Source organism: Actinoplanes sichuanensis, assembly GCF_033097365.1.
Lineage (GTDB): Bacteria > Actinomycetota > Actinomycetes > Mycobacteriales > Micromonosporaceae > Actinoplanes > Actinoplanes sichuanensis.
Genome location: NZ_AP028461.1, coordinates 7422074 through 7441634 on the forward strand (window position 1 = coordinate 7422074; position 19561 = coordinate 7441634).

A 19561-nucleotide genomic window follows, 5' to 3' on the forward strand; every position below is an offset into this window, starting at 1 on the left:
GTGAATCTCATGGGAACGGCGAATGAACCCCAGGTGGACGAGGTGGTGATTACTTCAGCGGCGGTACCGGTCGCTACCACCGCTGGATGACGCCCCGCCACCCCGCCGGCACTACCGTTGATCAGGCCATGGTCAGCCGAACCGTCCTTCCGCGCCGGGCCGGGCTACGTGCCCTGGCCACCCGGCATCCGACCGCCGTCGACAGCACGATCGCCTCGCTGCTGCTGGCCCTGTCGCTGTTCATCTACTGGCGGACCGGTGGGCTGCCCAGGGACCGGCAGATGACGCCGATCGACTGGGTGGCCGCCGTGGTCGCGGTCGGCGCGGTCGCCGGGCGGCGCCGGTTCCCCCGCACGGTTCTCATCGTGGTCACCGCCGGGCTGGTCGCGCAGTACACGATCACCCAGCACGGGCATCCGCTACTGATCCTGGCCGGCGGGATCGTCGCGTACACCGTCGCCTCGCGCACCGACCGCCGTACCACCTGGTTGCTCGTCGCCGGTTGCGGCAGCGCCATCTACCTGGCCGACGCGCTGCGCCGCCGGGACCCGTTCGTGTTGGACAGCCTGCCCACGCTCACCTTCGTCGGGATGGCCACCGCGTTCGGCGACGCCACCCGCAGCCGCCGCGCCTACCTGGCCGAGGTCGAGGAACGCGCCCGCCGGGCCGAGCAGACCCGCGAGGAGGAGGCCCGGCGGCGGGTCATCCAGGAGCGGCTGCGCATCGCCCGGGAGCTGCACGACGTGGTCGCCCACCACATCGCGGTGATCAGTGTGCAGGCCGCCGCGGCCAGTCATCTGCTCGACCGGCGGCCCGAGCAGGTGCGGCCGGCGCTCGACCTGATCCGGCACGCCGGTGACGACGTGCTCAAGGAGCTGTCGTCGATCGTCGGGGTGCTGCGGCAGTCGGACGATCCGGTGGTGAACACCGAACCGGCGCCCGGACTGTCCCGGCTGCCCGCGCTGCTGGAGACGGTCGCCGCGGCCGGGCTGACGGTCACCGTCGACACCACGGGCACCGAACGGCAACTGCCGGCGCTGACCGACCTGGCCGCCTACCGGATCGTGCAGGAGGCGCTGACCAACGCACACAAACACGGCACCGGCTCCGCCGCCCTGTCCCTGACCTGGTCCGGGAGAGCCCTGACGATCGATGTCACCAATCCGCCCAGCACCGAACACCGCACCGGTTCGGGATACGGCATCGTCGGGATGCGGGAACGCGCCACCGCCGCCGACGGGACTCTCGACGTCCGCGACACCCCGGACCTCTTCCTCGTCTGCGCCACCCTACCTTTTGAGGACAAATCGTGATTCGCGTTCTGCTGGCGGATGACCAGGCGCTGATCCGCGCCGGCTACCGGATGATCCTGGACTCCGAGCCGGACATCGAGATCGTCGGGGAGGCGATGGACGGTCGTGAAGCCGTCGAACTGGCCCGGCAGCGGCGGGCCGACGTGGTCCTGATGGACATCCGGATGCCCGGCATGGACGGCATCGAGGCGACCCGCCGGATCGCCGCCGACGACGACCTCGCCGGAGTACGCATCCTGGTGCTCACCACGTTCGAGAACGACGACAACGTGATGCTCGCGCTACGGGCCGGGGCCAGCGGCTTCCTCGGCAAGGGCGTCGGCGCCGACGAGCTGATCCACGCCGTGCGGGTGGTGGCCGCCGGTGATGCCCTGCTCTCCCCGCGCGCCACCCGCGGCCTGCTCGACCACCTGCAGAGCCAGCCCGGCCCCGGACCGGCCGTCACGGCGGTGCCGCTGGACGAGCTCACCCAGCGGGAACGCGAGGTGCTGGTGCTGGTCGCGCACGGCTACACCAACGACGAGATCGGCGAACGGCTGTTCCTGTCCCCACTGACCGCGAAGACGCACGTCAACCGGGCGATGGCCAAGCTCGGCGTCCGGGACCGGGCGCAGCTCGTGGTGGTCGCCTACCAGAGCGGCCTGGTCAACGTGTCCCGCGGCTGAGAGCACGCTGAGGACCGGCTGTCAGTGACCGCGGCGGCGGTATTGCCCGCTTCCGGATTACCGCACTCGCGGTAGCCGTTTCGCCCGCCGCTGGACGACGATTCCGGCACGCCTCGGAATCGACACTTTCCGGGTGTCGATATTCGCCCGTCTCAGTCTGGCCCACCGCAAACTGGTGGCCATCGTCGCCGCACTCGTCGTGGCCCTCGGCTGCTACGCGGCGGCCTCCCTCAAGCAGCAACTGCTGCCCGACCTGTCGTTCCCGGCCGTCAGTGTGGTCGCCACCTATCCCGGCGCCGCCCCCGAAGTGGTCGAACAGCAGGTCACCGTGCCTCTCGAGGACGCCGTCCAGAACCTGACCGGCGTCGAGGGCATGACCTCCGTCTCCCGGCAGGGCACCGCCACGGTCCAGCTGTCGTTCGGTTTCGACACCGACATCGACGACGCGGCCGCCGAGGTCGAACAGGCCATCGGCAGACTCGGTACCCGCCTCCCCCAGGACGTCGACCCGCAGGTCCGCACCGGCAGCACCGGCGACATGCCGACGATCACGCTGGCCGCCACCGGAACCACCGCCGACGCCCTCACCGACCGGGTGGTTCCCGCACTTCAGGCCGTCGACGGCGTCAACGAGGTGACCGTCTCCGGCGCCCGCGCCCAGATCCTCACGGTCACCCCGACCAACCCGGCGAACACGCAGGCGATCATCACCGCCCTGAGCAACCTCGGCGGCACCTCCTCGGCCGGCTCGATCGCCGCCGGCGGACGCGACCTCAGCCTCGCCGTCGGCGGCCCGGTCACCTCGATCGAGCAGGTCGAGAACCTGTGGATCAACACCGGGACGAAACCACGACAACTTCACGACCTGGCTGAGGTACGGCGGGCCGACGGTCCGGCCGTCTCCATCACGCGTACCAACGGGCAGCCCAGTCTCGGCGTCTCGATCACGATGGACCACGGCGGCAGCTCCTCCTCGATCTCCGAGGACGTCCGTGACCTGCTGCCCGAACTGACCACGGCCCTGGGCTCCGGCGCCGCCCTCACCGTCGTGTCCGACAACGGCCCCGCCGTCAAGGAATCCGTCGACGGCCTCCTGGAAGAGGGCGCGCTCGGCCTGCTGATGGCCGTCCTGATCATCGTGCTGTTCCTGCGGTCGGCCAGGTCCACCCTGGTCACCGCGGTGTCCATCCCGCTGTCACTGCTGATCGCGCTGATCGTGCTATGGGCGCAGGACTACTCCCTCAACATCCTGACCCTCGGCGGGCTCACCATCGCCGTCGGCCGGGTCGTCGACGACTCCATCGTGGTCCTGGAGAACATCAAACGGCATCTGGGGTACGGCGAAGACCGCCGCCACGCCATCATCACCGCCGTCCGCGAGGTCGCCTCCGCCGTCACCTCGTCCACCCTCACCACGGTCGCCGTCTTCCTGCCGATCGCGTTCGTGTCCGGCATGGTCGGTGAACTCTTCGGCTCCTTCTCGATCACCGTGACCGTGGCCATGCTCGCGTCGCTGCTGGTCTCGCTCACCGTGGTGCCGGCGCTCGCCTACTGGTTCCTGAAGGCCCCGACCGACGCCGCCGGGATCGACCCGGAGACCTACCGGCAGCGGGTCGAGGCCGAGGAACGGCAGGGCCGTCTCCAGCGGATCTACCTGCCGGTGATCGCCTTCTCGGTACGCCGTCGCAAAACCGTCCTCGGCATCGCCGCGGCGCTGCTCGTCGCCACCGTCGCGATGGCCGGCGGACTCAAGACCAGCTTCATCGACCAGTCCGGCGAGGGCACCCTCAGCATCACCCAGACGCTGCCCGCCGGCACCGACCTGGCCGGCACCGACAAGGCCGCCCAGCAGGTCGAGGCGGCTCTCACCGGACTGGACGGCGTCGCGTCGTACCAGGTTCGGATCGGCTCGTCGGGCGGCCTGTTCGGCGGCGGTGGCGGCGCCGGCAGCGTCTCCTACACGCTCAACCTGACCGACGACGCCGACGCAACGGTCGTCGAGGACGCCCTGGAAGCGAGACTCGCCACGATCACCGGCGCCGGAGAGATCAGCGTCGGCGGCGGAGGCGGCGGCTTCGGTGGCAGCGGCATCGAAGTGTCCGTCCGCGCCGACGACGACGCCACTCTGAAGACCGCCACCGCACAGGTCACCGAAGCCCTCGCCGGTGTCGCCGAGGTCACCGACGTGACCAGCGACCTGTCCGAGAGCGCCCCGCAGATCAGCATCGTCGCCAAGGGCGAGGTCGCCGCCCGGTACGGCCTGACCGACCAGGCCATCGTCGGCGCGCTCCGGCAGGCCGTGCAGGGCGCCACCGTCACCCGCGTCACCGTCGACGGCACTCGGCACGACGTGGTCGTCAGCACCGGCACCGCCGTACCGGGTGACCTGGCCGCCCTCAAGGCGGTCAACGTCATGACCCAGGCCGGGCCGGTCCGGCTCGACAAGGTCGCCACCGTCACCGAGGTCGACGGTCCGGTCCAGCGCACCCGGGTCGACGGCGAACGCACCAACACCGTCACCGCCACTCCGGTCGGCGACGACACCGGCGCGGCCAGTTCGGCGGTGCGGGCCGCCCTCGACAAGCTGACCGCGCCGGCCGGGTCCTCGTTCGAGACCGGTGGGGTGGCCGCTCAGCAGTCGGAGGCCTTCGCGCAGCTCGGACTCGCGATCGCCGTCGCGATCGCCCTGGTGTTCCTGATCCTCGTCGCGGTGTTCCGCAGCATCCGGCAGACCCTGATCCTGCTGGTGTCGATCCCGTTCGCGTTCGTCGGCGCGATCGCCCTGCTGCTGGTCACCGGAACACCGCTCGGCGTGGCCGCCCTGATCGGCATCCTGATGCTGATCGGCATCGTGGTCACCAACGCGATCGTGCTGATGGACCTGATCAACCAGTACCGCGAACGCGGCATGACGGTCACCGAAGCCGTCGTCGAGGGCGGGCTACGGCGGCTGCGGCCCATCCTGATGACCGCGCTGGCCACCATCTTCGCTCTGCTGCCGATGGCCCTCGGCATCACCGGGGCGGGCGGCTTCATCTCCCAGCCGCTGGCCGTCGTCGTGATCGGCGGTCTGGTCAGCTCCACGCTGCTCACACTGGTACTGATCCCGGTCCTCTACACGATGATCGAGTCTCGCCGGGAGGCCCGCCGCCTGCGCCGCCTCCCGGTGCCGGCACCCGCACCGGCCGCTCCCGAACCCGTGGCGGTGGGCTGACCCGTCAGCCGCTCGTGGCCGGTCACCCTCCGGGGTGGTCGGCCACCGCCGTGGGCCTCAGGGCGGGAGCGCCGCGAGTCGGGGCGGCGCGTGAATACCGTTACCGCGCTCCGCGGACCTTGCCTCAGCGCGAACCTCCGCCTACGTTAACGGAACATCGTTTCCCTCAATGGAACATGGGGTCGCGGATGCTCAGCGCGCTGTTCGGGATGATCGCCGTCGCGGAAGTCGTCCTGCTCGCCCTCGTCCTCACCATGCGGCGACGACGGCCGGACTGGGCACTGACCCTGCTGATCTTCGTGATCCTCGCGCTGATCTGGGACAACACGATCATCGCCCTCGGTTCCACGATCGGCGAGGGGGACACCCTGGAGGCCCTCTCCCGCCCGCGCTACATCACACACGGGCTCCTCGTCCCCCTGTTGATCATGGTCGGCGTCGGCCTCGGCCGCCGGCACGGAGTCCAGTCCCTCACCGGCCGCACCGCACCCGCCGCCTTCGGCGCCCTGACCGTGCTGCTGATCGCCGCCGGCGTCTACCTCGACATCCTCGACCTCGATCTCGAACCGACCCGGTACGCCGACACCCTCCGCTACACCAACGCCGCCTCCCACGGCGCCCCGATCCCGGCCGTGGTCACCATCCTGGTGCTGATCGGCATCGGCATCGCCCTGCAACTCCGCGCCCGCCGACCATGGCTCCTGATCGGCGCGATCACCATGTTCGTGGCGGCGGCCCTGGGCGCGGTCGCCTTCTGGACCGGCAACGTCGGCGAACTTCTGCTGATCCTCGGCATCTGGTGGACCGCCGCCCAGACCATCCGCCCAGCCCAGCCGGTCCCGGCCTGACCCCCACGCACGCCGGGAACCGCCGCCCACCGCCGCCCACCACCGTTCCCGGCGAAAAGGCGCCAAGGAAACCTGGCGTTGCGGAGATCTCGACCGCCTTTCGGCGAGGTGGCTATCGGCGCATCACCCAGGTTTGCAGAGGCGCCTGGAACTCGGCCGCCACTGTCCAGCCGGCTCGGCGGTAGAGGTCCACATTCGAGGGCCGGCTGGTCTCCAGGATCGCCGGGAGGCCGTCCTCGGCGGCTCGGCGCAGGCCGGTGGCCATCACCGCCCGGCCCAGGCGGCGGCCGGCCGCGGAGGGGCGGGTGCCCAGGACTCCCAGGTACCAGAACGGCTCGTCCGGCAGAGCGGCGTGCAGCGCGTCGTCGTATGCGGCCATCCGCTCGGCCGCTCCGGTGGACAGTCCGATGTCGCCGGGTAGGGTGTCGCCACCGGTCGGGGGTTCCCAGATGGCGGTTGAGGCGCCGTTCTCGATCGTCCAGATGGTCGCCTTGTTCACCCGCTTGTCGAAGAGACGGCCGAACAGCAGCGGCGCCTCCCGCCGATAGTCGTCTTCGCCTGGAAACACGAACCGCAACACCGGATCACCGAGGAACGCCGCCACCAGCGATTCGACGATGGGTTCGCGATCGGCGGGCGTGGCCACCGTGATCTCCGAGATACCAGTCACGAACCGGACCCTATCCCCTGGGTCATCCTAGGAGGCTAGCCTCTTTCCGGATGCGGGACGGCATCGATCGCCGTCGCGGGCCTGGGCACGGGAGCTCCTCGCCGGGACCACGCAACCAGCCCGGCGGGCGCGCTGGGTGCGGGAGCGGGCCGGGCGTCGCGTCGTGGGTGTGGGAGGTGTGGGATTCGGGGCGGCCCACGGCGTACCGGATGAGGGTTTCAATGGACCGCCTCGCGGGAGTGGGGGATCTCCGGAGGTGGCGCCGGGGTGAGAAGTTGGGCCTCCAAGGCGTCGAGCGCCTCGCGGAGGCGGGCGATCTGCTGGTGGGCGGTGGTGTCGATCGGGATGGGCGGGCCGCTCTTCTTGCCGGCGGTGGCGGCGCGTTCGGCCTCGTGGGCCTCCTGAAGGGCGGTCAGGACCAGGCCGACCAGCAGGTTGGTGAGCAGGTAGCAGGCCGCGACCATGTAGGAGACGTAGTACGGGACGGCCCACGGGGTGACCTCGCGGCCGGCCGCGAGGATGTTCGTGATGTCGTCCAGGGAGAGCAGCAGGAACAGGCTCAACATGGCCTGGCCGACGGTGCCGTACTTCTCCGGATCGGCCGCGCCGAACAGCATCCAGCCGACCATCGCGTAGCCGTAGATGACCAGGGCCGTGATCAGCAGGAAGCTGCCCAGGCCGGGCAGGCTGCGGCGGATGCCGACGAGGATCACCCGGAGGCTGGGGAACAGGCGGAACGCTCGGACGATCCGGGCCAGCCGCAGGAGCCGGAGCAACGTCACGTTCTCGCGGACGCCGGGGATCAGCGGGGCGGTCAGGATGGCGATGTCGAAGAGGTTCCAGCCGTCGCGGAGGAACTGGGACGGGCGGTCCAGGCAGGCGCCGAAGCGGACCAGCAACTCCAGGACGAAACCGGCGACGCACAGGTGCTCGATGAGACGCAGATACGGTCCGGCGGCGGCCTCGATCCCGGAGTAGGTCTCCAGGCCGAGGCACGCCGCGTTGACCGCGATGACCGCGAAGCCGGCGGCACTGAACCAGGGCGCGCCGACCACGGTCAGACAACGTGCGGATAGTTCCCGGATGAGCACCGCCGCATCCTATGCGGTGCTTCCTCCGGAAATGTCAGTTGGTGGGTACGGTGTGGCCGTTCGCGTCGAGCCACTGGTCGAAGGTCTGCAGTTCCGGGTTGAGCCGGCGCACCTCGGCCAGGTCGCGGACTCCGGTGAAGTAGTCCTCGAACTCGGTGTAGTACTGGAGCATGTTGCCCGCCTCGTCGGCGCCCGGGAAACCGAGACCACGGTAGGCGTCGTGGGTCAACGGGCGGTAAACGACACGCTCACCGGTCGCGCGGGACAGTCCGGCCGCGATCTGCTCACCGGTCAGGTGTTCACCGGCGATGTGAACGAACCGGCCGGCGTATTCGGCGGGACCGGCCTTGAACAGGCCGTACGCGGTCCGGCCGATGTCGTCGACGGCGATCCCGGCGAGCCGGCTGTCGCCCATCGGCAGACTCAGGGTGAGCACCCCGTCGGCGGCGCGGGTCGCACCCCAGCCGTTTGCCAGGTTCTCCCAGTAGAACGTGGTGCGCAGGAACGTGGTCGGCACGCCCGCCGCGGTGAACAGCCGGTCCGCCTCGGCCTTGGCGTCGAAGTGCGGGACCTTGTACTTCTCCTGGAGGGTCGGCATCCGGTCGTCATGGACCGGGATGTGGTCGCGGGTGTCCTCCAGGGTGGACCAGATCACGTGCTGGAGACCGGCCCGCTTGGCGGCGTTCGCCAGGTTGGCGGCCTCCTCCAGTTCCCGGTCGGCCGACATGTGCGCCCAGAAGTTCGTCACCAGGAAGGCGCCGTACGCCCCGGTGAACGCCTCGACCAGGCTCTCCTCGTCATAGTTGTCGGCCTGCACCACCTCGGCGCCGAGCTTGACCAGCTCCTGCGCGCGGGGCGAGGTGGTATCCCGGGTGAGGGCCCGGACCGCATAGTCACCGGACGGGTCGGCCAGGATCGCCTTGACGAGTCCGCCGCCCTGGGCACCGGTCGCGCCGACAACCGCGATGACCTTCTGCTGGCTCATTCTGATCACTCTCTCCGCTCTCCTGAGGGACCCTTCCGGCCTCTCGTGACCGGCTCAACCAGACCAAGAGATCGATAATTCCCGATGCAATGAGACCGTGGTCACGCCTCAGTGGTCGCGTCCGGTTGCCGATCGGTTTCGGTGATGGCGACGCACCGGCAGGATCTCGTCTCCGCACCGGAGGACACGCTGCGGGCCGAGCGCGACGAGGCGCTCCGGACCGTGGCTCGGCTGCGTGCGGTCCTGGACAAGGCCCACGACGCGTTCATCTCGATGGACGCCCGGGGCCGGGTGACGGCCTGGAACACCGCCGCCGAGCAGCTCTTCGGGTGGACCGCCGCGGAAGCCGCCGGCCGGCCGGCAACCGATCTCATGATCCCGCCCCGGCTGCGTGCGGCACACGACGCGGGGATGGCCCGGGTCCGGCTCACCGGGATGTCGGAGCTGGCCGGGCGCCGGCTGGAGCTGACCGCTATTGATCGCAATGGGCGGGAGTTCCCGGTCGAGATGACCCTCCAGCTCCACCACGATCGGGACGAACCGATCTTCCACGCGTTCCTGCACGACATCACGGCGCGCACCACCGCCCGTACCGAGCTGCGCCAGGAGCGGGCCTTCCTCCAGGCACTGCTGAACAGCCTGGACACCGGGGTCGCGGCGTGCGACAGCGACGGGCGGCTGGCCCAGTTCAACCCGGCGATGCAGGAGATCCACGGACTGGGGCAGCTGTCGATCGCGGCCGACTCGTGGGCGACCACCTATCACCTGCTCGCGGCGGACGGACGCACCCCGCTGGAGCCGGATCAGGTGCCGCTGGCCCGTGCGTGGGCCGGCGAGACCGTGCAACACGAGGAGATGGTGGTGTGCGCGCCGGACCGGCCACCCCGCCGGTTCCTGGCCAACGCCCGCCCGATCGACGCGATCGACGGCCGACGACTCGGCGCCGTCGTCGCGATGCACGAGATCACCGACTCGTACCGGGCCGAGATGCTGCGCCGGTGCCGGCACGCGGTGGCCCAGGCCCTGGCCGAGGCGTGCTCGGCCCGGGAGGCGGCGATGGCCGCCGCCACCGCCGTCGCCACCGAGCTGGGCTGGGTATGCGCCGAGTACTGGGAGGTCGACGAGGAACGGCACCGGATCGTACGGGCCGGATCGTGGCGCCGCGACGGGTTCGACCTGGCCGGGTTCACCGGTGACGAGCCACTCGACTTCACCATCGGCCAGGGGGTGGCCGGGGCGGTCTGGGAGCGGAACGCCGACATCTGGAGCAACGACCTGCTCGGCGACCTGACCGACCCGGGCCGGCTGCCACTCGGACACCGGCTGGGGCTGCGCTCCGCGATCGGCATGCCGGTGCACTGCAACGCGCGGGTGGCCGGGGCGCTGGTGTTCTTCTCCGACTCCCCGGTCGGCCGGGACGACGACTTCCTCGCCGTACTACGCGACATCGCGGCCCAGACCGGCCGCTACATCGAACGGCGCCGCGCCGAGGAGCTGAACCTGGCGCTGGCCGCCGCCCGGCGGGACTTCAACCGGGTGATCGAACAGATCAACGACTGCGTCTGGAGCGTCCGGTACGAACCACCGGACCGCTGGCACATCCTCTACGTCAGCCCCGGAGAGAACGGGGTCTTCGGCGGGCCGCTGCCGTCGACGGACACCTTCGCGCACCTGATGGCCGAGCACATCCACCCGGAGGACATGCCGCTGTTCCGGCTCTACGAGGAGGCGCTGAAGGCGGGCCGGCCGGGTGAGTTCGAGTGCCGGTTCATCGGCTTCGACGGGGTGATCCGCTGGGTGTGGTGCCGGGGCTTCCCGCGGACCGAGGACGGCGTGCACTTCATCGACGGGATCGCCACCAACGTCACCGAGCGGCGTGAGCTGGCCGACCAGCGGGAGCTGCTGCTCGCCCGGGAACAGGAGCAGGTCCGCCGGCTGCGTGAGCTGGACCGGCTGAAGGACGAGCTGGTCGCGGTGGTCAGCCACGAGATGCGCAACCCGATCGCGATCATCGCGGCCTACACCGACTCGCTGCTGGAGGAGCCGGAGTTCGCCGGGCGGGCCGAGCTGGCCGCCATCGAGCGCACCAGCGCCCACCTGCTGCACCTGGTCGAGGACCTGTTGGACCTGGCCCGGTTCGAGAGCGGACCGGCGATGCTGGACCCGCGGCCGCTGCGCCTGGACCGGCTGCTGCGCCAGGCCGTCGAGGAGCACCGGATCACCGCGCAGGTCGAGCTGGTCACCGAGATCGGCCCGCTGCCGGTGGTGTCCGGGGAGTCGGCGCGGCTGCGGCAGGTGGTGGACAACCTGCTTTCCAACGCGATCAAGTACACGCCGCCGGGCGGGACGGTCACGGTCGCGGCGCACGCCGACCGGGAGGCGGTGACCGTCGACGTGACCGACACCGGCATCGGCATCCCGGCCGATCAGTACCCGAAGCTGTTCACCAGGTTCTTCCGGGCCAGCACGGCGGTGGACCGCAAGATCAAGGGGACCGGGCTGGGACTCGCGGTCACCAAGGCGGTCGTCGAGGCGCACGGCGGGACCATCGCGGCGGCACCCGGACCGGGCGGCGGCACCCGCTTCACGGTGACCCTACCGCGCTGACCAGCGAAAAGACCTGGGAGGCCACGTTTGCCGATTCCCGGCTGCCGGACGCACCGCACTCGATAGCGTGAAAGGCGTCCGTGCGGGAGAGGGTCATGTGGAAGACGGCGGAACGGCAGGGACCGGTCGTGTTGCTGGTCGAGGACGACGAGGACCTGCGTGAGCTGACCATGCAGATGCTCGAGATGCGCGGCTTCTCGGTGCTGGCCGCGAAGGACCCGGTGGGCGCGCTCATGACGTGCCGGGTGCACGACGGCACCATCGACGTGCTGCTGACCGACCTGGGGCTGCCGGGCGTCTCCGGCGGCGAGTTGTCCCGGTCGGCGGCGACGGTCCGACCCGGGATGCGGGTGGTCTACGTCTCCGGAGTGCCCGAGGAGATCGCCGTGAAACGCGGGCTGATCAAGGCGGGGTCGCCGTTCATCAGCAAGCCGTACACCGCGGACGTGCTGGCCGGCACCCTGCGATCGGTGCTGGCACAGACCTCTTCCACCACTGACCGGTAACTATCCCGCAACCGAGGCCGGCCTCATGGTTCCCCGGATACGTCCGATGAACAGGGCAACGGCCACCAGGGAGGGTGGCCCCTTGAGTGAGGACCGGCCATGGAACAGTTCAAGCTGCTCATCGGATACCTGCGTGCCAAGCACAGCTCCGACGAGGGTGCGACGATCGTCGAGTACTCGCTGCTCGTGGCTCTCATCGCAGTGGCGCTCATCGTCGGCCTGCAGGCCCTCGAGACCGACATCGCCGGCGTGCTCAAGAAGATCACCGACAACATCTAGCGGTTCCCGGTCGTTGGTCGGCCCGTCGTCCGAGGACGGGGCGGCGATCGTCGAGATGGCGATCGTGCTCCCCGTCCTGTTGCTGATCCTCTTCGGGATCATCGACATGGGCCGACTCCTTCAACAGCACATCCAGCTCACCGCGGCGGCCCGCGAGGGTGCCCGGCTGGGTGCGCTCAACGGCACCGTCGCCGAGGTCAAGACCAAGATCACCTCGGTGGTGGGTACGGGTGTCACGCTCACCTACCCCACCACCAACGGGGTCACCGTCTGCGCCGCCTCGTCACCGGCGGGCACCGACTCGGTGGTCAACGTCCAGCGCGTCTTCCAGCCGGCGACCCCGCTGATGGCGTGGATCGCGCGCACCACCCCGGTCACCATCACCGCCAAGGGTGTGATGTCGTGCCTCGGCTGACGTCGCGCGGGGTGGTGGCGCCGTGCGGCGGCGCGTCCTGATCCTGCTCGCCGCCCTCCTGCTGGCGGTGATGAGCGGGACGGCCCTGCTGTCGTACCTGCACAGCGCGGACCGCCGGGCGGTCGAGGGCAAACAGGGTGTCTGGGTGCTCGTCGCCGGCCGGCACGTGCCGGCCGGCACCCCCGGTGCCGAGGTGCGCAAACTCACCGACCGCATCCTGGTGCCGGCCGAGACCGTGCCGGACGGCGCCCTGACCGGCTGGGACTCCGCGCTCGACGAACTGCGCCTGTCCGCCCCGCTGGAGACCAGCCAGCTGCTGCTGCGGCCGCTGTTCCAGATGCCGACGCCGGAGCCCTCCGCGTCGCGGCGGATCACCGTGCCCGCCGACCGACTCGCGGTCACCGTCGCGCTGAGCATCGCGCCCCAGGTCGCCGGGGACGTCAGCGCGGGCGACGACGTCACCGTCTACGCCAGCTGCCCGCTCGAACCCAAGGACACCGACCCGCCGCCGCGGACCCGGGCGCTGCTGCCGCGTACCCGGGTGATCGTGATCGGCGAGGCGCCCGAAACGGTCGTGGTGCATCCGTCGGCGTCGGCCTCGCACCAGGCGGAGATCCTGAACGCGCCGAGCGGCGGGCAGGCCGGCATCGGTGAGCGGTACACGGTCACCCTCGCGGTCGGGCCGAAGGACGCTCAGCGGCTGGTGCACGCGTCCCGCTACTGCTCGCTCTACCTGGCCCTGCTGGGCGCCACGGTCACCGTCACCCCGGGCGGCGGCGTCGACACCGACGGGTTGTACCGATGACCCTCTACGTCTACGTCGAACCCGACGAGGCCCGGCGCGCCGAGGTCGGGCCGGCCTTTCGCGAGGTCGGCTGCACCATGCTGGCCACGATGGGCGACCTGGAGACGCACCTGCCGCGCTATCCGGAGACGATCCTGGTGATCCTCGGCGCGACCGTGGACCTGGGTGAGGCACTGATGTTCACCGCGTACCAGCGGCTCCAGCGCCCGCTGATCGGTGTGGTGCTGATCCGCCGGACACTAGAGCCCGCGGTGGTGCTGGACTGCCTGCGCTCCGGGGTGCGCGAGATCGTCGAGGAGGCGGACCACGACGGGCTGCGGGCCGCCACGATCCGGTCGATCGACCTGTCCAAGGCGCTCAGCAGCACCCTGCGTGGCACCACCGAGCAGGCCCCGTACGCCCGGGTGGTCACCGTCTTCGCCGGCAAGGGCGGCTGCGGCCGCAGTACGGTCGCCGCGAACCTGGCGGTGGCCCTCGCCGGCGGCGGTCGCCGGGTGCTGCTCATCGACCTCGACCTGCAGTTCGGCGACGTCGCGATCATGTTGCGGCTCTCCCCGGAGCGCAACATCACCGGTGGCCTGTCGATGAGCGGGCGCCTGGACGAACCGGGGCTCCGGTCGATCGTCGCCGGCCACCGCAGCGGCCTGGACGCGCTCCTCGCCCCGCCCAGCCCGGCCGAGGGCGAACGGATCAGCCGCGAGTTCGTGGTGGAGGTCCTGGACGTGGCCCGCCCGGCGTACGACTTCATCGTGGTGGACACCCCGGCCGTGGTGACCGACCAGGTGCTCGCCGCCCTGGACATGTCCGACTGGTTCATCCCGATCGTCACCCCGGACCTGCCGGCGCTGAAGTCGGTCCGGCTCACCTCGGAGATGTTCGACCTGCTGGACTATCCGAAGGACCGCCGGCTGCTGGTGTTCAACCGGGCCAACACCGAGGTGGGACTGAGTGTCTCCGACGTCGAGGCGGCGGTCGGCATGCCGTTCGCGGTGCGGGTGCCGTCCAGCCGGGACGTGCCGGTCTCGGTCAACCAGGGCGAGCCGCTCACCATGACCGACCCGTTGCATCCGGTGAGCCGGGCCATCCGGCAGCTCGCCGACCGGTGCGCCGGCATCGAGACGGCGCCCGTCCGGCGCCGCGGGCTGTTCGGCTTCGGCCGGCGGAAGGACCGGGGATGAGCCTGTCCGCGCGGCTCGCCGCCGCCAAGAACCTGCAGGCGGCCCGCTCGGCGGCGCCCACCGAGCGGGTGGCGCCGGGATCCGACCAGGTGAACGAGGTACGGCTACGCATCCAACGCCGGCTGGCCGACGAACTCGGCCCCACCCTGTACGGCAACGACCGCGACCGCGCCGACGACCTGGACTCCCGCGTCCGGGACGGCCTGAACGAGCTGCTGGCCCGGGAGGAGACCCCGCTCTCCGGCGCCGACCGGGCCCGGATCGTCCGCGAGGTGGTCGACGAGGTGCTCGGGCACGGGCCGATCGAGTCGCTGCTGCGCGACCAGTCGGTCACCGAGGTGATGGTGAACGGGCCGCACGCGGTGTTCGTCGAACGGTTCGGCCGGATCGAGCGGGTGGCGGCCGAGTTCGACGACGAGGCGCACCTGCGCCGGATCATCGACCGGATCTGCTCCCGGGTGGGGCGCCGGGTCGACGAGGCGAGCCCGATGGTCGACGCCCGCCTGCCGGACGGGAGCCGGGTCAACGCGATCGTGCCGCCGATCGCGTTGGACGGCTCGTCGCTGACCATCCGCAAGTTCGCCTCGGTCCCGCTGACCGTCGGTGACCTGCTCAGCTACGGCACCCTGAACCGCAACGCGGCCGAGTTCCTGGAGGGCTGCGTCCGTGGGCGGCGCAACGTCGTGGTGAGCGGCGGCACCGGCTCCGGCAAGACCACCATCCTCAACGTGCTGTCCGGGTTCGTGCCGGCCGACGAGCGGATCGTCACCATCGAGGACGCCGCCGAGCTCCAGCTCGCCCAGGAGCACGTGGTCCGGCTGGAGTCGCGGCCGGCGAACTCCGAGGGCCGCGGCACGATCACCACCCGCGAACTGGTCCGCAACGCGCTGCGGATGCGGCCGGACCGGATCGTCGTCGGCGAGGTCCGGGACAGCGCCGCCCTGGACATGTTGCAGGCCATGAACACCGGCCACGACGGCTCGCTGACCACGCTGCACGCCAACTCGCCGCGAGACGCGCTCTCCCGGATGGAGACGATGGTGCTGATGGCCGGCATGGACCTGCCGAGCCGCGCGATCCGCGACCAGATCGCCTCCGCCGTCGACCTGATCCTGCAGGTCAACCGGTTCAAGGACGGCACCCGCAAGGTCACCCACATCACCGAGGTGGTGGGCATGGAGGGCGACATCGTCACCCTCCAGGACATCTTCCTGTACGAGTACGCCTCGGACGCCCGCGGCGGCCGACTGAAGGCGACCGGCGTCCGGCCGAATTTCCTCGACGCGCTGGCACCGTACGGGGTGGTCCTGCAACCGGCACTGTTCGCGGGCCGCGGATGGTGATCCTGGTGATGGTCCTCGTGTTCGGGGGCGGCGCCGCGTTCCTCGCCGGATACGCGGCCATCGACGCGGTGTTCGGGCGCACCCCGATCCAGCGCCGACTGGCCGTGCTCCGCCGGTTCTCGGTGCGCACCCCGGACGAGGGCGTTCCGGTCACCCGCCGGTTGATGGTGACGGCCGGGCGTCGGCTGGAGGCGGTCCCGATGCTGGCCCGGTTGGCCGCCCGGGACGAGGCGATGCTCGACCGGCTGGGCGGCGGCCTGCGCCCGGCCGAGTGGCTGGCGGTCCGCCTGGCCGCCGGCACGCTGCTCGCGGTCGCCGCGACGGCCTTGCTGCCGTGGCCGTTCGCCCTGGTCATCGGGATGCTCGTCGGCTACCTGGGCGCCGGGGCGGTGCTGCGGTCACGGGTCCAGCGGCGGGAGCGGCAGTTCGGCGACGACCTGCCCGGTGCCCTCAACCTGATGACCAGTTCGCTGCGGGCCGGTTTCACCCTCCACCAGTCCCTGGAGGCGGCGGTCCGCGACGACAACGGCCCGGTCGCCGCCGAGCTCCGGCGGGCGCTGGCCGAGACCCGGATCGGCGGCAGTTTCGAGGACGCCCTGGAACGGGTCGGCGAGCGGATGCGCAGCCCGGAGATGGTGTGGCTGGTGATGGCCCTGCGGCTGCAACGCGAGGTGGGCGGCAGCCTGGTCGACGTCATGCAGACCACCGCCGACACGATGCGCGAGCGCGCCTACATCAAACGGCACGTGCGGGCGCTGTCCGGGGAGGGCCGGATCTCGGCGTGGGTGCTGGGCAGCATGCCGCTGCTCACCGCGCTCGGCATCCAGCTCGTCCAACCGGGCTACCTGCGGCCGCTCTACACCACCCCGACCGGGCTGATCCTGCTCGCGATCGCCGTCCTCGGCATGGTCGTCGGTGGGTTCTGGCTGCGGGCGGTCGTCCGGGTGGAGGTCTGAGGTGGGCGCCGGGCTGGTCGCGATCCTCGCGGTGACCGGGCTGGCCGGGGCGATCCTTCTGGTCGCGGTGGCGTTCACGGTGCCGGAGATCCGACGTGACCGGGTGATGCGTACGCTCGCCGTCTTCACCGGCCATCCGGACGCCGACCAGGGCCGGCACCAGGCCGTCGAGGAGAACGGCCGGATGGGCCGGATCGCCGACCGGCTCGGCGCGCTACTCACCCCACCCGGCGACCGGGACCGGCTGAACCGGATGCTGGAGATGGCGGGCAACCCGGCCGACTGGCCGATGCCACGGATCATCCGGGCCCGACCGGCCGCGATGGTGGTGGTGTCGCTGCTGCTCGCGGCGACCGGCAACGCGCTGAAGGGGCGGCCGGGCCTGATCGGCGGCGCGATCCTCGGGCTGGCGGCCGGGGCGTTCCTGCCGTTGCTGCTGCTCTGGAACGCGTCGATCAAACGGCAGGAGGCCATCCAGCGGTCGCTGCCGGACGTGATGGACGTGATGGTGATCGGGGTGGAGGCCGGGCTCGGCCTGGACTCGGCGATGGACCAGGTGGCCCGCAGCACCCGGGGGCCGATGGCCGACGAACTGCACCGGGTACTGCAGGAGATGCGGCTCGGGGTGGCCCGGTCCGAGGCTCTCCGGGCGCTTGCCGGGCGTACCACCGTGCGAGATCTGAAACGTCTCGTCACGGCTCTCATCCAGGCCGGTGAACTGGGCATCTCGGTGGCGCCGATCATGCGGGAGCACGCTCAGGAGCAGCGGGTCCGACGACGGCAGCGGGCCGAGGAGGCGGCCCAGAAGGTGCCGGTGAAGATGCTCTTCCCGATCCTGTTCTGCATGTTCCCGGTGATCTTCGTGGTGATCATCGGACCGGCCGTGCTGCAGCTGCTCAAAACGTTCGAGGAGCACTAAGAACCGGGGGTACGGTGCCGAACGGTGGGTCGTGCTGACACTGGCCATCGAGCGTCCCGACGCGGAGTTCCAGCGGCTCGCGGCGCTGCACGAATATCAGCTGCTGGACGCCCCCGCGGACGACGAGCTGACCGCCGTCGTCCGGGTCGCCGCGATGGTCGCCGACGTGCCGACCGCGACCCTCAACCTGATCGACGAGAACCGGCAGTGTCAGCTCACCACCGTGGGTTTCCCGGGCGGCGACTCGGACCGCGGCGACTCGATGTGCGACATCGCGTTTCGGGACGGTCGGGTGGTCCACCTGCCCGATGCCCGGCTGAATCCGGTCTACGCGAGCACCCCGTGGGTGGACGGGCGGATGGCCAACGTCCGGTTCTACGCCTCCGCGCCGCTGATCAGCCCGGCCGGGTACGCGCTCGGCACCCTCTGTGTCTTCGACGAGGTGAGCAAGGCGCTGAGCCGTCGACAGATCGCCCGCCTGGAGGACCTCGCGGAGATCATCGTCGGGTTGTTCGAGCGCCGCCGGCAGGCCCGGATCAGCGCCGAACTCGCCCTGGAGACCGAGCGCAGCCACAAGTTCATCGAGACCCTGCTGGACACGGTCGACGTGGGGATCGCCGCGGCCGACGCCGACGGGCGGCTCACCGTGCTGAACCGGGCGGTACGGCGCTGGGCCGGAGCCGGTGAGGACCTGACCACGCCGCTGGAGATCCTCGCGAACCGCTGCGAGCTGCTCGAGGCGGACGGGCTCACCCCGCTGTCACCGGACGAGACCCCGCTGTACCGGGCGCTGCGGGACCATCTGGTCGACGATGTGGAGTTCGTGCTGCGGACCGCCGACGACTCCCGGCTCACGGTGACCGCGAACAGCCGCAGCATGGTCACCGACGACGGCGAGCGGGTCGGCGCGGTGGTGGCGTTCACCGACGTGACCCGCGATCGGGAGCACCGGCAGACCATCGAGCGGGCGCACGCCGAGCTGCGGCTGGCGGTCAGCGACTTGGAACGCTCCAACGACGAGCTGGAGGGCTTCGCGGCGGCGGTCAGTCACGACCTGGTCCGGCCACTGGCCAGCGCCAGCGGCTTCCTGGAGATGTTCGGCCAGGTGTACGGCGACCAGCTCGACGAACGCGGCGCCAAGTGGGTGTCCGGCGCCGGTAGGGCCCTGGAACGGATGCAGCAGCTGGTCCGGGCACTACTCGACTACGCGCGGGCCGGGCACGCGCCGATCCGGGCGGTGCCGGTCGACCTGAACGAGGTGGTCGCCCAGGTGCTCGCCGACCTGCGTGACCACGCCGAGAGCGCGGGAGCCGCGATCACCGTCGGCGGGTCGCTGCCGTCCGTCGAGGGCGACCCGACCCTGCTGCGGCAGCTGCTCCAGAACCTGATCGACAACGCGATCAAGTACCGGCATCCGGACCGGGCGCCGGCCATCGAGGTCGGCTGCGTGCCCGATCCCGCGGGCTGTGTGGTGTCGGTCGCCGACAACGGGCTGGGCATTCCACCGGAGCAGCGGGACCGGGTGTTCGACATGTTCGCCCAGGTCGACCCGGAGTCCCGCAAGGGCCACGGCATCGGCCTGTCCACCTGCATGCGGATCGTCGAACGGCACGGTGGCCGGATCACCGTCGACGAGTCACCGGCCGGCGGCACGGTCATCCGGCTGCACCTGCCCGGCACGAGTTGTTAGCTACATGGCGGCGTGGCCGTGCCGCCGGTAGCCGATGAAGTCGATGTGCCCCTTCGGTACCCGGACGACCCTGACCT

Annotated in this window: 17 protein-coding genes; 14 read left to right on the forward strand and 3 right to left on the reverse strand. The window is 70.8% G+C overall.

Going from position 1 to position 19561, the window contains the following annotated elements; translation table 11 throughout:
- Window positions 1-128 precede the first annotated feature (128 nt).
- The 4 genes from Q0Z83_RS34125 (at window position 129) to Q0Z83_RS34140 (ending at window position 6040) form a co-directional block, all read left to right on the forward strand.
- Complete coding sequence (locus tag Q0Z83_RS34125; protein ID WP_317787359.1) at window positions 129-1313, forward strand: sensor histidine kinase; 1185 nt, start codon at window positions 129-131, stop codon at window positions 1311-1313.
- Entirely contained in the window at window positions 1310-1978 is a 669-nt protein-coding gene (locus tag Q0Z83_RS34130; RefSeq protein WP_317787360.1) for a response regulator, read from the forward strand. The genes Q0Z83_RS34125 and Q0Z83_RS34130 overlap by 4 nt, the downstream gene beginning before the upstream one ends.
- A 133-nt stretch (window positions 1979-2111) precedes the next feature.
- Window positions 2112-5192 (forward strand): efflux RND transporter permease subunit, encoded by a 3081-nt coding sequence (locus Q0Z83_RS34135; protein WP_317787361.1) that lies wholly within the window; start codon window positions 2112-2114, stop codon window positions 5190-5192.
- Between the two features lie 188 nt (window positions 5193-5380).
- The gene (locus Q0Z83_RS34140; RefSeq protein ID WP_317787362.1) at window positions 5381-6040 is read left to right on the forward strand and encodes a hypothetical protein; all 660 of its coding nucleotides are present in this window, start codon (window positions 5381-5383) and stop codon (window positions 6038-6040) included.
- A gap of 112 nt (window positions 6041-6152) precedes the next feature.
- Here the strand turns inward: Q0Z83_RS34140 and Q0Z83_RS34145 are convergent, their stop codons facing one another.
- From Q0Z83_RS34145 to Q0Z83_RS34155, 3 genes are all read right to left on the reverse strand, one after another.
- Window positions 6153-6710: a GNAT family N-acetyltransferase gene (locus Q0Z83_RS34145; protein WP_378078802.1), complete on the reverse strand. Its 558-nt coding sequence runs from the start codon at window positions 6708-6710 to the stop codon at window positions 6153-6155.
- A gap of 218 nt (window positions 6711-6928) precedes the next feature.
- Entirely contained in the window at window positions 6929-7801 is an 873-nt protein-coding gene (locus tag Q0Z83_RS34150) for an ion transporter (RefSeq protein WP_317787363.1), read from the reverse strand.
- Window positions 7802-7835: 34 nt separating this feature from the next.
- Complete coding sequence (locus Q0Z83_RS34155; RefSeq protein ID WP_317787364.1) at window positions 7836-8786, reverse strand: NmrA/HSCARG family protein; 951 nt, start codon at window positions 8784-8786, stop codon at window positions 7836-7838.
- A 144-nt stretch (window positions 8787-8930) separates the two neighbouring features.
- On the opposite strand from Q0Z83_RS34155, the gene Q0Z83_RS34160 reads away from it, so the two are divergent.
- The 10 genes from Q0Z83_RS34160 (at window position 8931) to Q0Z83_RS34205 (ending at window position 19484) form a co-directional block, all read left to right on the forward strand.
- On the forward strand, window positions 8931-11393 hold the full coding sequence (locus tag Q0Z83_RS34160) for a PAS domain-containing sensor histidine kinase (protein ID WP_317787365.1): 2463 nt from the start codon (window positions 8931-8933) through the stop codon (window positions 11391-11393).
- Between the two features lie 95 nt (window positions 11394-11488).
- Entirely contained in the window at window positions 11489-11899 is a 411-nt protein-coding gene (locus Q0Z83_RS34165) for a response regulator (RefSeq protein WP_317787366.1), read from the forward strand.
- Window positions 11900-11998: 99 nt separating this feature from the next.
- Entirely contained in the window at window positions 11999-12178 is a 180-nt protein-coding gene (locus Q0Z83_RS34170) for a Flp family type IVb pilin (RefSeq protein WP_317787367.1), read from the forward strand.
- Window positions 12179-12191: 13 nt separating this feature from the next.
- On the forward strand, window positions 12192-12593 hold the full coding sequence (locus tag Q0Z83_RS34175; RefSeq protein ID WP_317787368.1) for a TadE/TadG family type IV pilus assembly protein: 402 nt from the start codon (window positions 12192-12194) through the stop codon (window positions 12591-12593).
- A 22-nt stretch (window positions 12594-12615) separates the two neighbouring features.
- On the forward strand, window positions 12616-13398 hold the full coding sequence (locus Q0Z83_RS34180) for an RcpC/CpaB family pilus assembly protein (protein ID WP_317787369.1): 783 nt from the start codon (window positions 12616-12618) through the stop codon (window positions 13396-13398).
- Window positions 13395-14576 carry an AAA family ATPase gene (locus Q0Z83_RS34185; protein WP_317787370.1) on the forward strand — a complete coding sequence of 394 codons (1182 nt, stop codon included), beginning with the start codon at window positions 13395-13397 and terminating at the stop codon, window positions 14574-14576. The genes Q0Z83_RS34180 and Q0Z83_RS34185 overlap by 4 nt, the downstream gene beginning before the upstream one ends.
- The gene (locus tag Q0Z83_RS34190) at window positions 14573-15919 is read left to right on the forward strand and encodes a CpaF family protein (RefSeq protein ID WP_317787371.1); all 1347 of its coding nucleotides are present in this window, start codon (window positions 14573-14575) and stop codon (window positions 15917-15919) included. Before Q0Z83_RS34185 ends, Q0Z83_RS34190 begins: the two co-directional genes overlap by 4 nt.
- 8 nt (window positions 15920-15927) lie before the next feature.
- The gene (locus Q0Z83_RS34195; protein ID WP_317797187.1) at window positions 15928-16875 is read left to right on the forward strand and encodes a type II secretion system F family protein; all 948 of its coding nucleotides are present in this window, start codon (window positions 15928-15930) and stop codon (window positions 16873-16875) included.
- A 1-nt stretch (window position 16876) separates the two neighbouring features.
- On the forward strand, window positions 16877-17794 hold the full coding sequence (locus Q0Z83_RS34200; RefSeq protein ID WP_317787372.1) for a type II secretion system F family protein: 918 nt from the start codon (window positions 16877-16879) through the stop codon (window positions 17792-17794).
- A 31-nt stretch (window positions 17795-17825) separates the two neighbouring features.
- Window positions 17826-19484 carry a sensor histidine kinase gene (locus Q0Z83_RS34205; protein ID WP_317787373.1) on the forward strand — a complete coding sequence of 553 codons (1659 nt, stop codon included), beginning with the start codon at window positions 17826-17828 and terminating at the stop codon, window positions 19482-19484.
- Window positions 19485-19561 lie beyond the last annotated feature (77 nt).

Coding starts and splice junctions, on each gene's coding strand:
- Q0Z83_RS34170 (WP_317787367.1), top strand. CDS start 11,999: ATGGAACAGTTCAAGCTGCTCATCGGATACCTGCGTGCCAAGCACAGC.
- Q0Z83_RS34195 (WP_317797187.1), top strand. CDS start 15,928: ATGGTCCTCGTGTTCGGGGGCGGCGCCGCGTTCCTCGCCGGATACGCG.
- Q0Z83_RS34190 (WP_317787371.1), top strand. CDS start 14,573: ATGAGCCTGTCCGCGCGGCTCGCCGCCGCCAAGAACCTGCAGGCGGCC.
- Q0Z83_RS34185 (WP_317787370.1), top strand. CDS start 13,395: ATGACCCTCTACGTCTACGTCGAACCCGACGAGGCCCGGCGCGCCGAG.
- Q0Z83_RS34160 (WP_317787365.1), top strand. CDS start 8,931: ATGGCGACGCACCGGCAGGATCTCGTCTCCGCACCGGAGGACACGCTG.
- Q0Z83_RS34155 (WP_317787364.1), bottom strand. CDS start 8,786: ATGAGCCAGCAGAAGGTCATCGCGGTTGTCGGCGCGACCGGTGCCCAG.
- Q0Z83_RS34125 (WP_317787359.1), top strand. CDS start 129: ATGGTCAGCCGAACCGTCCTTCCGCGCCGGGCCGGGCTACGTGCCCTG.
- Q0Z83_RS34165 (WP_317787366.1), top strand. CDS start 11,489: ATGTGGAAGACGGCGGAACGGCAGGGACCGGTCGTGTTGCTGGTCGAG.
- Q0Z83_RS34140 (WP_317787362.1), top strand. CDS start 5,381: ATGCTCAGCGCGCTGTTCGGGATGATCGCCGTCGCGGAAGTCGTCCTG.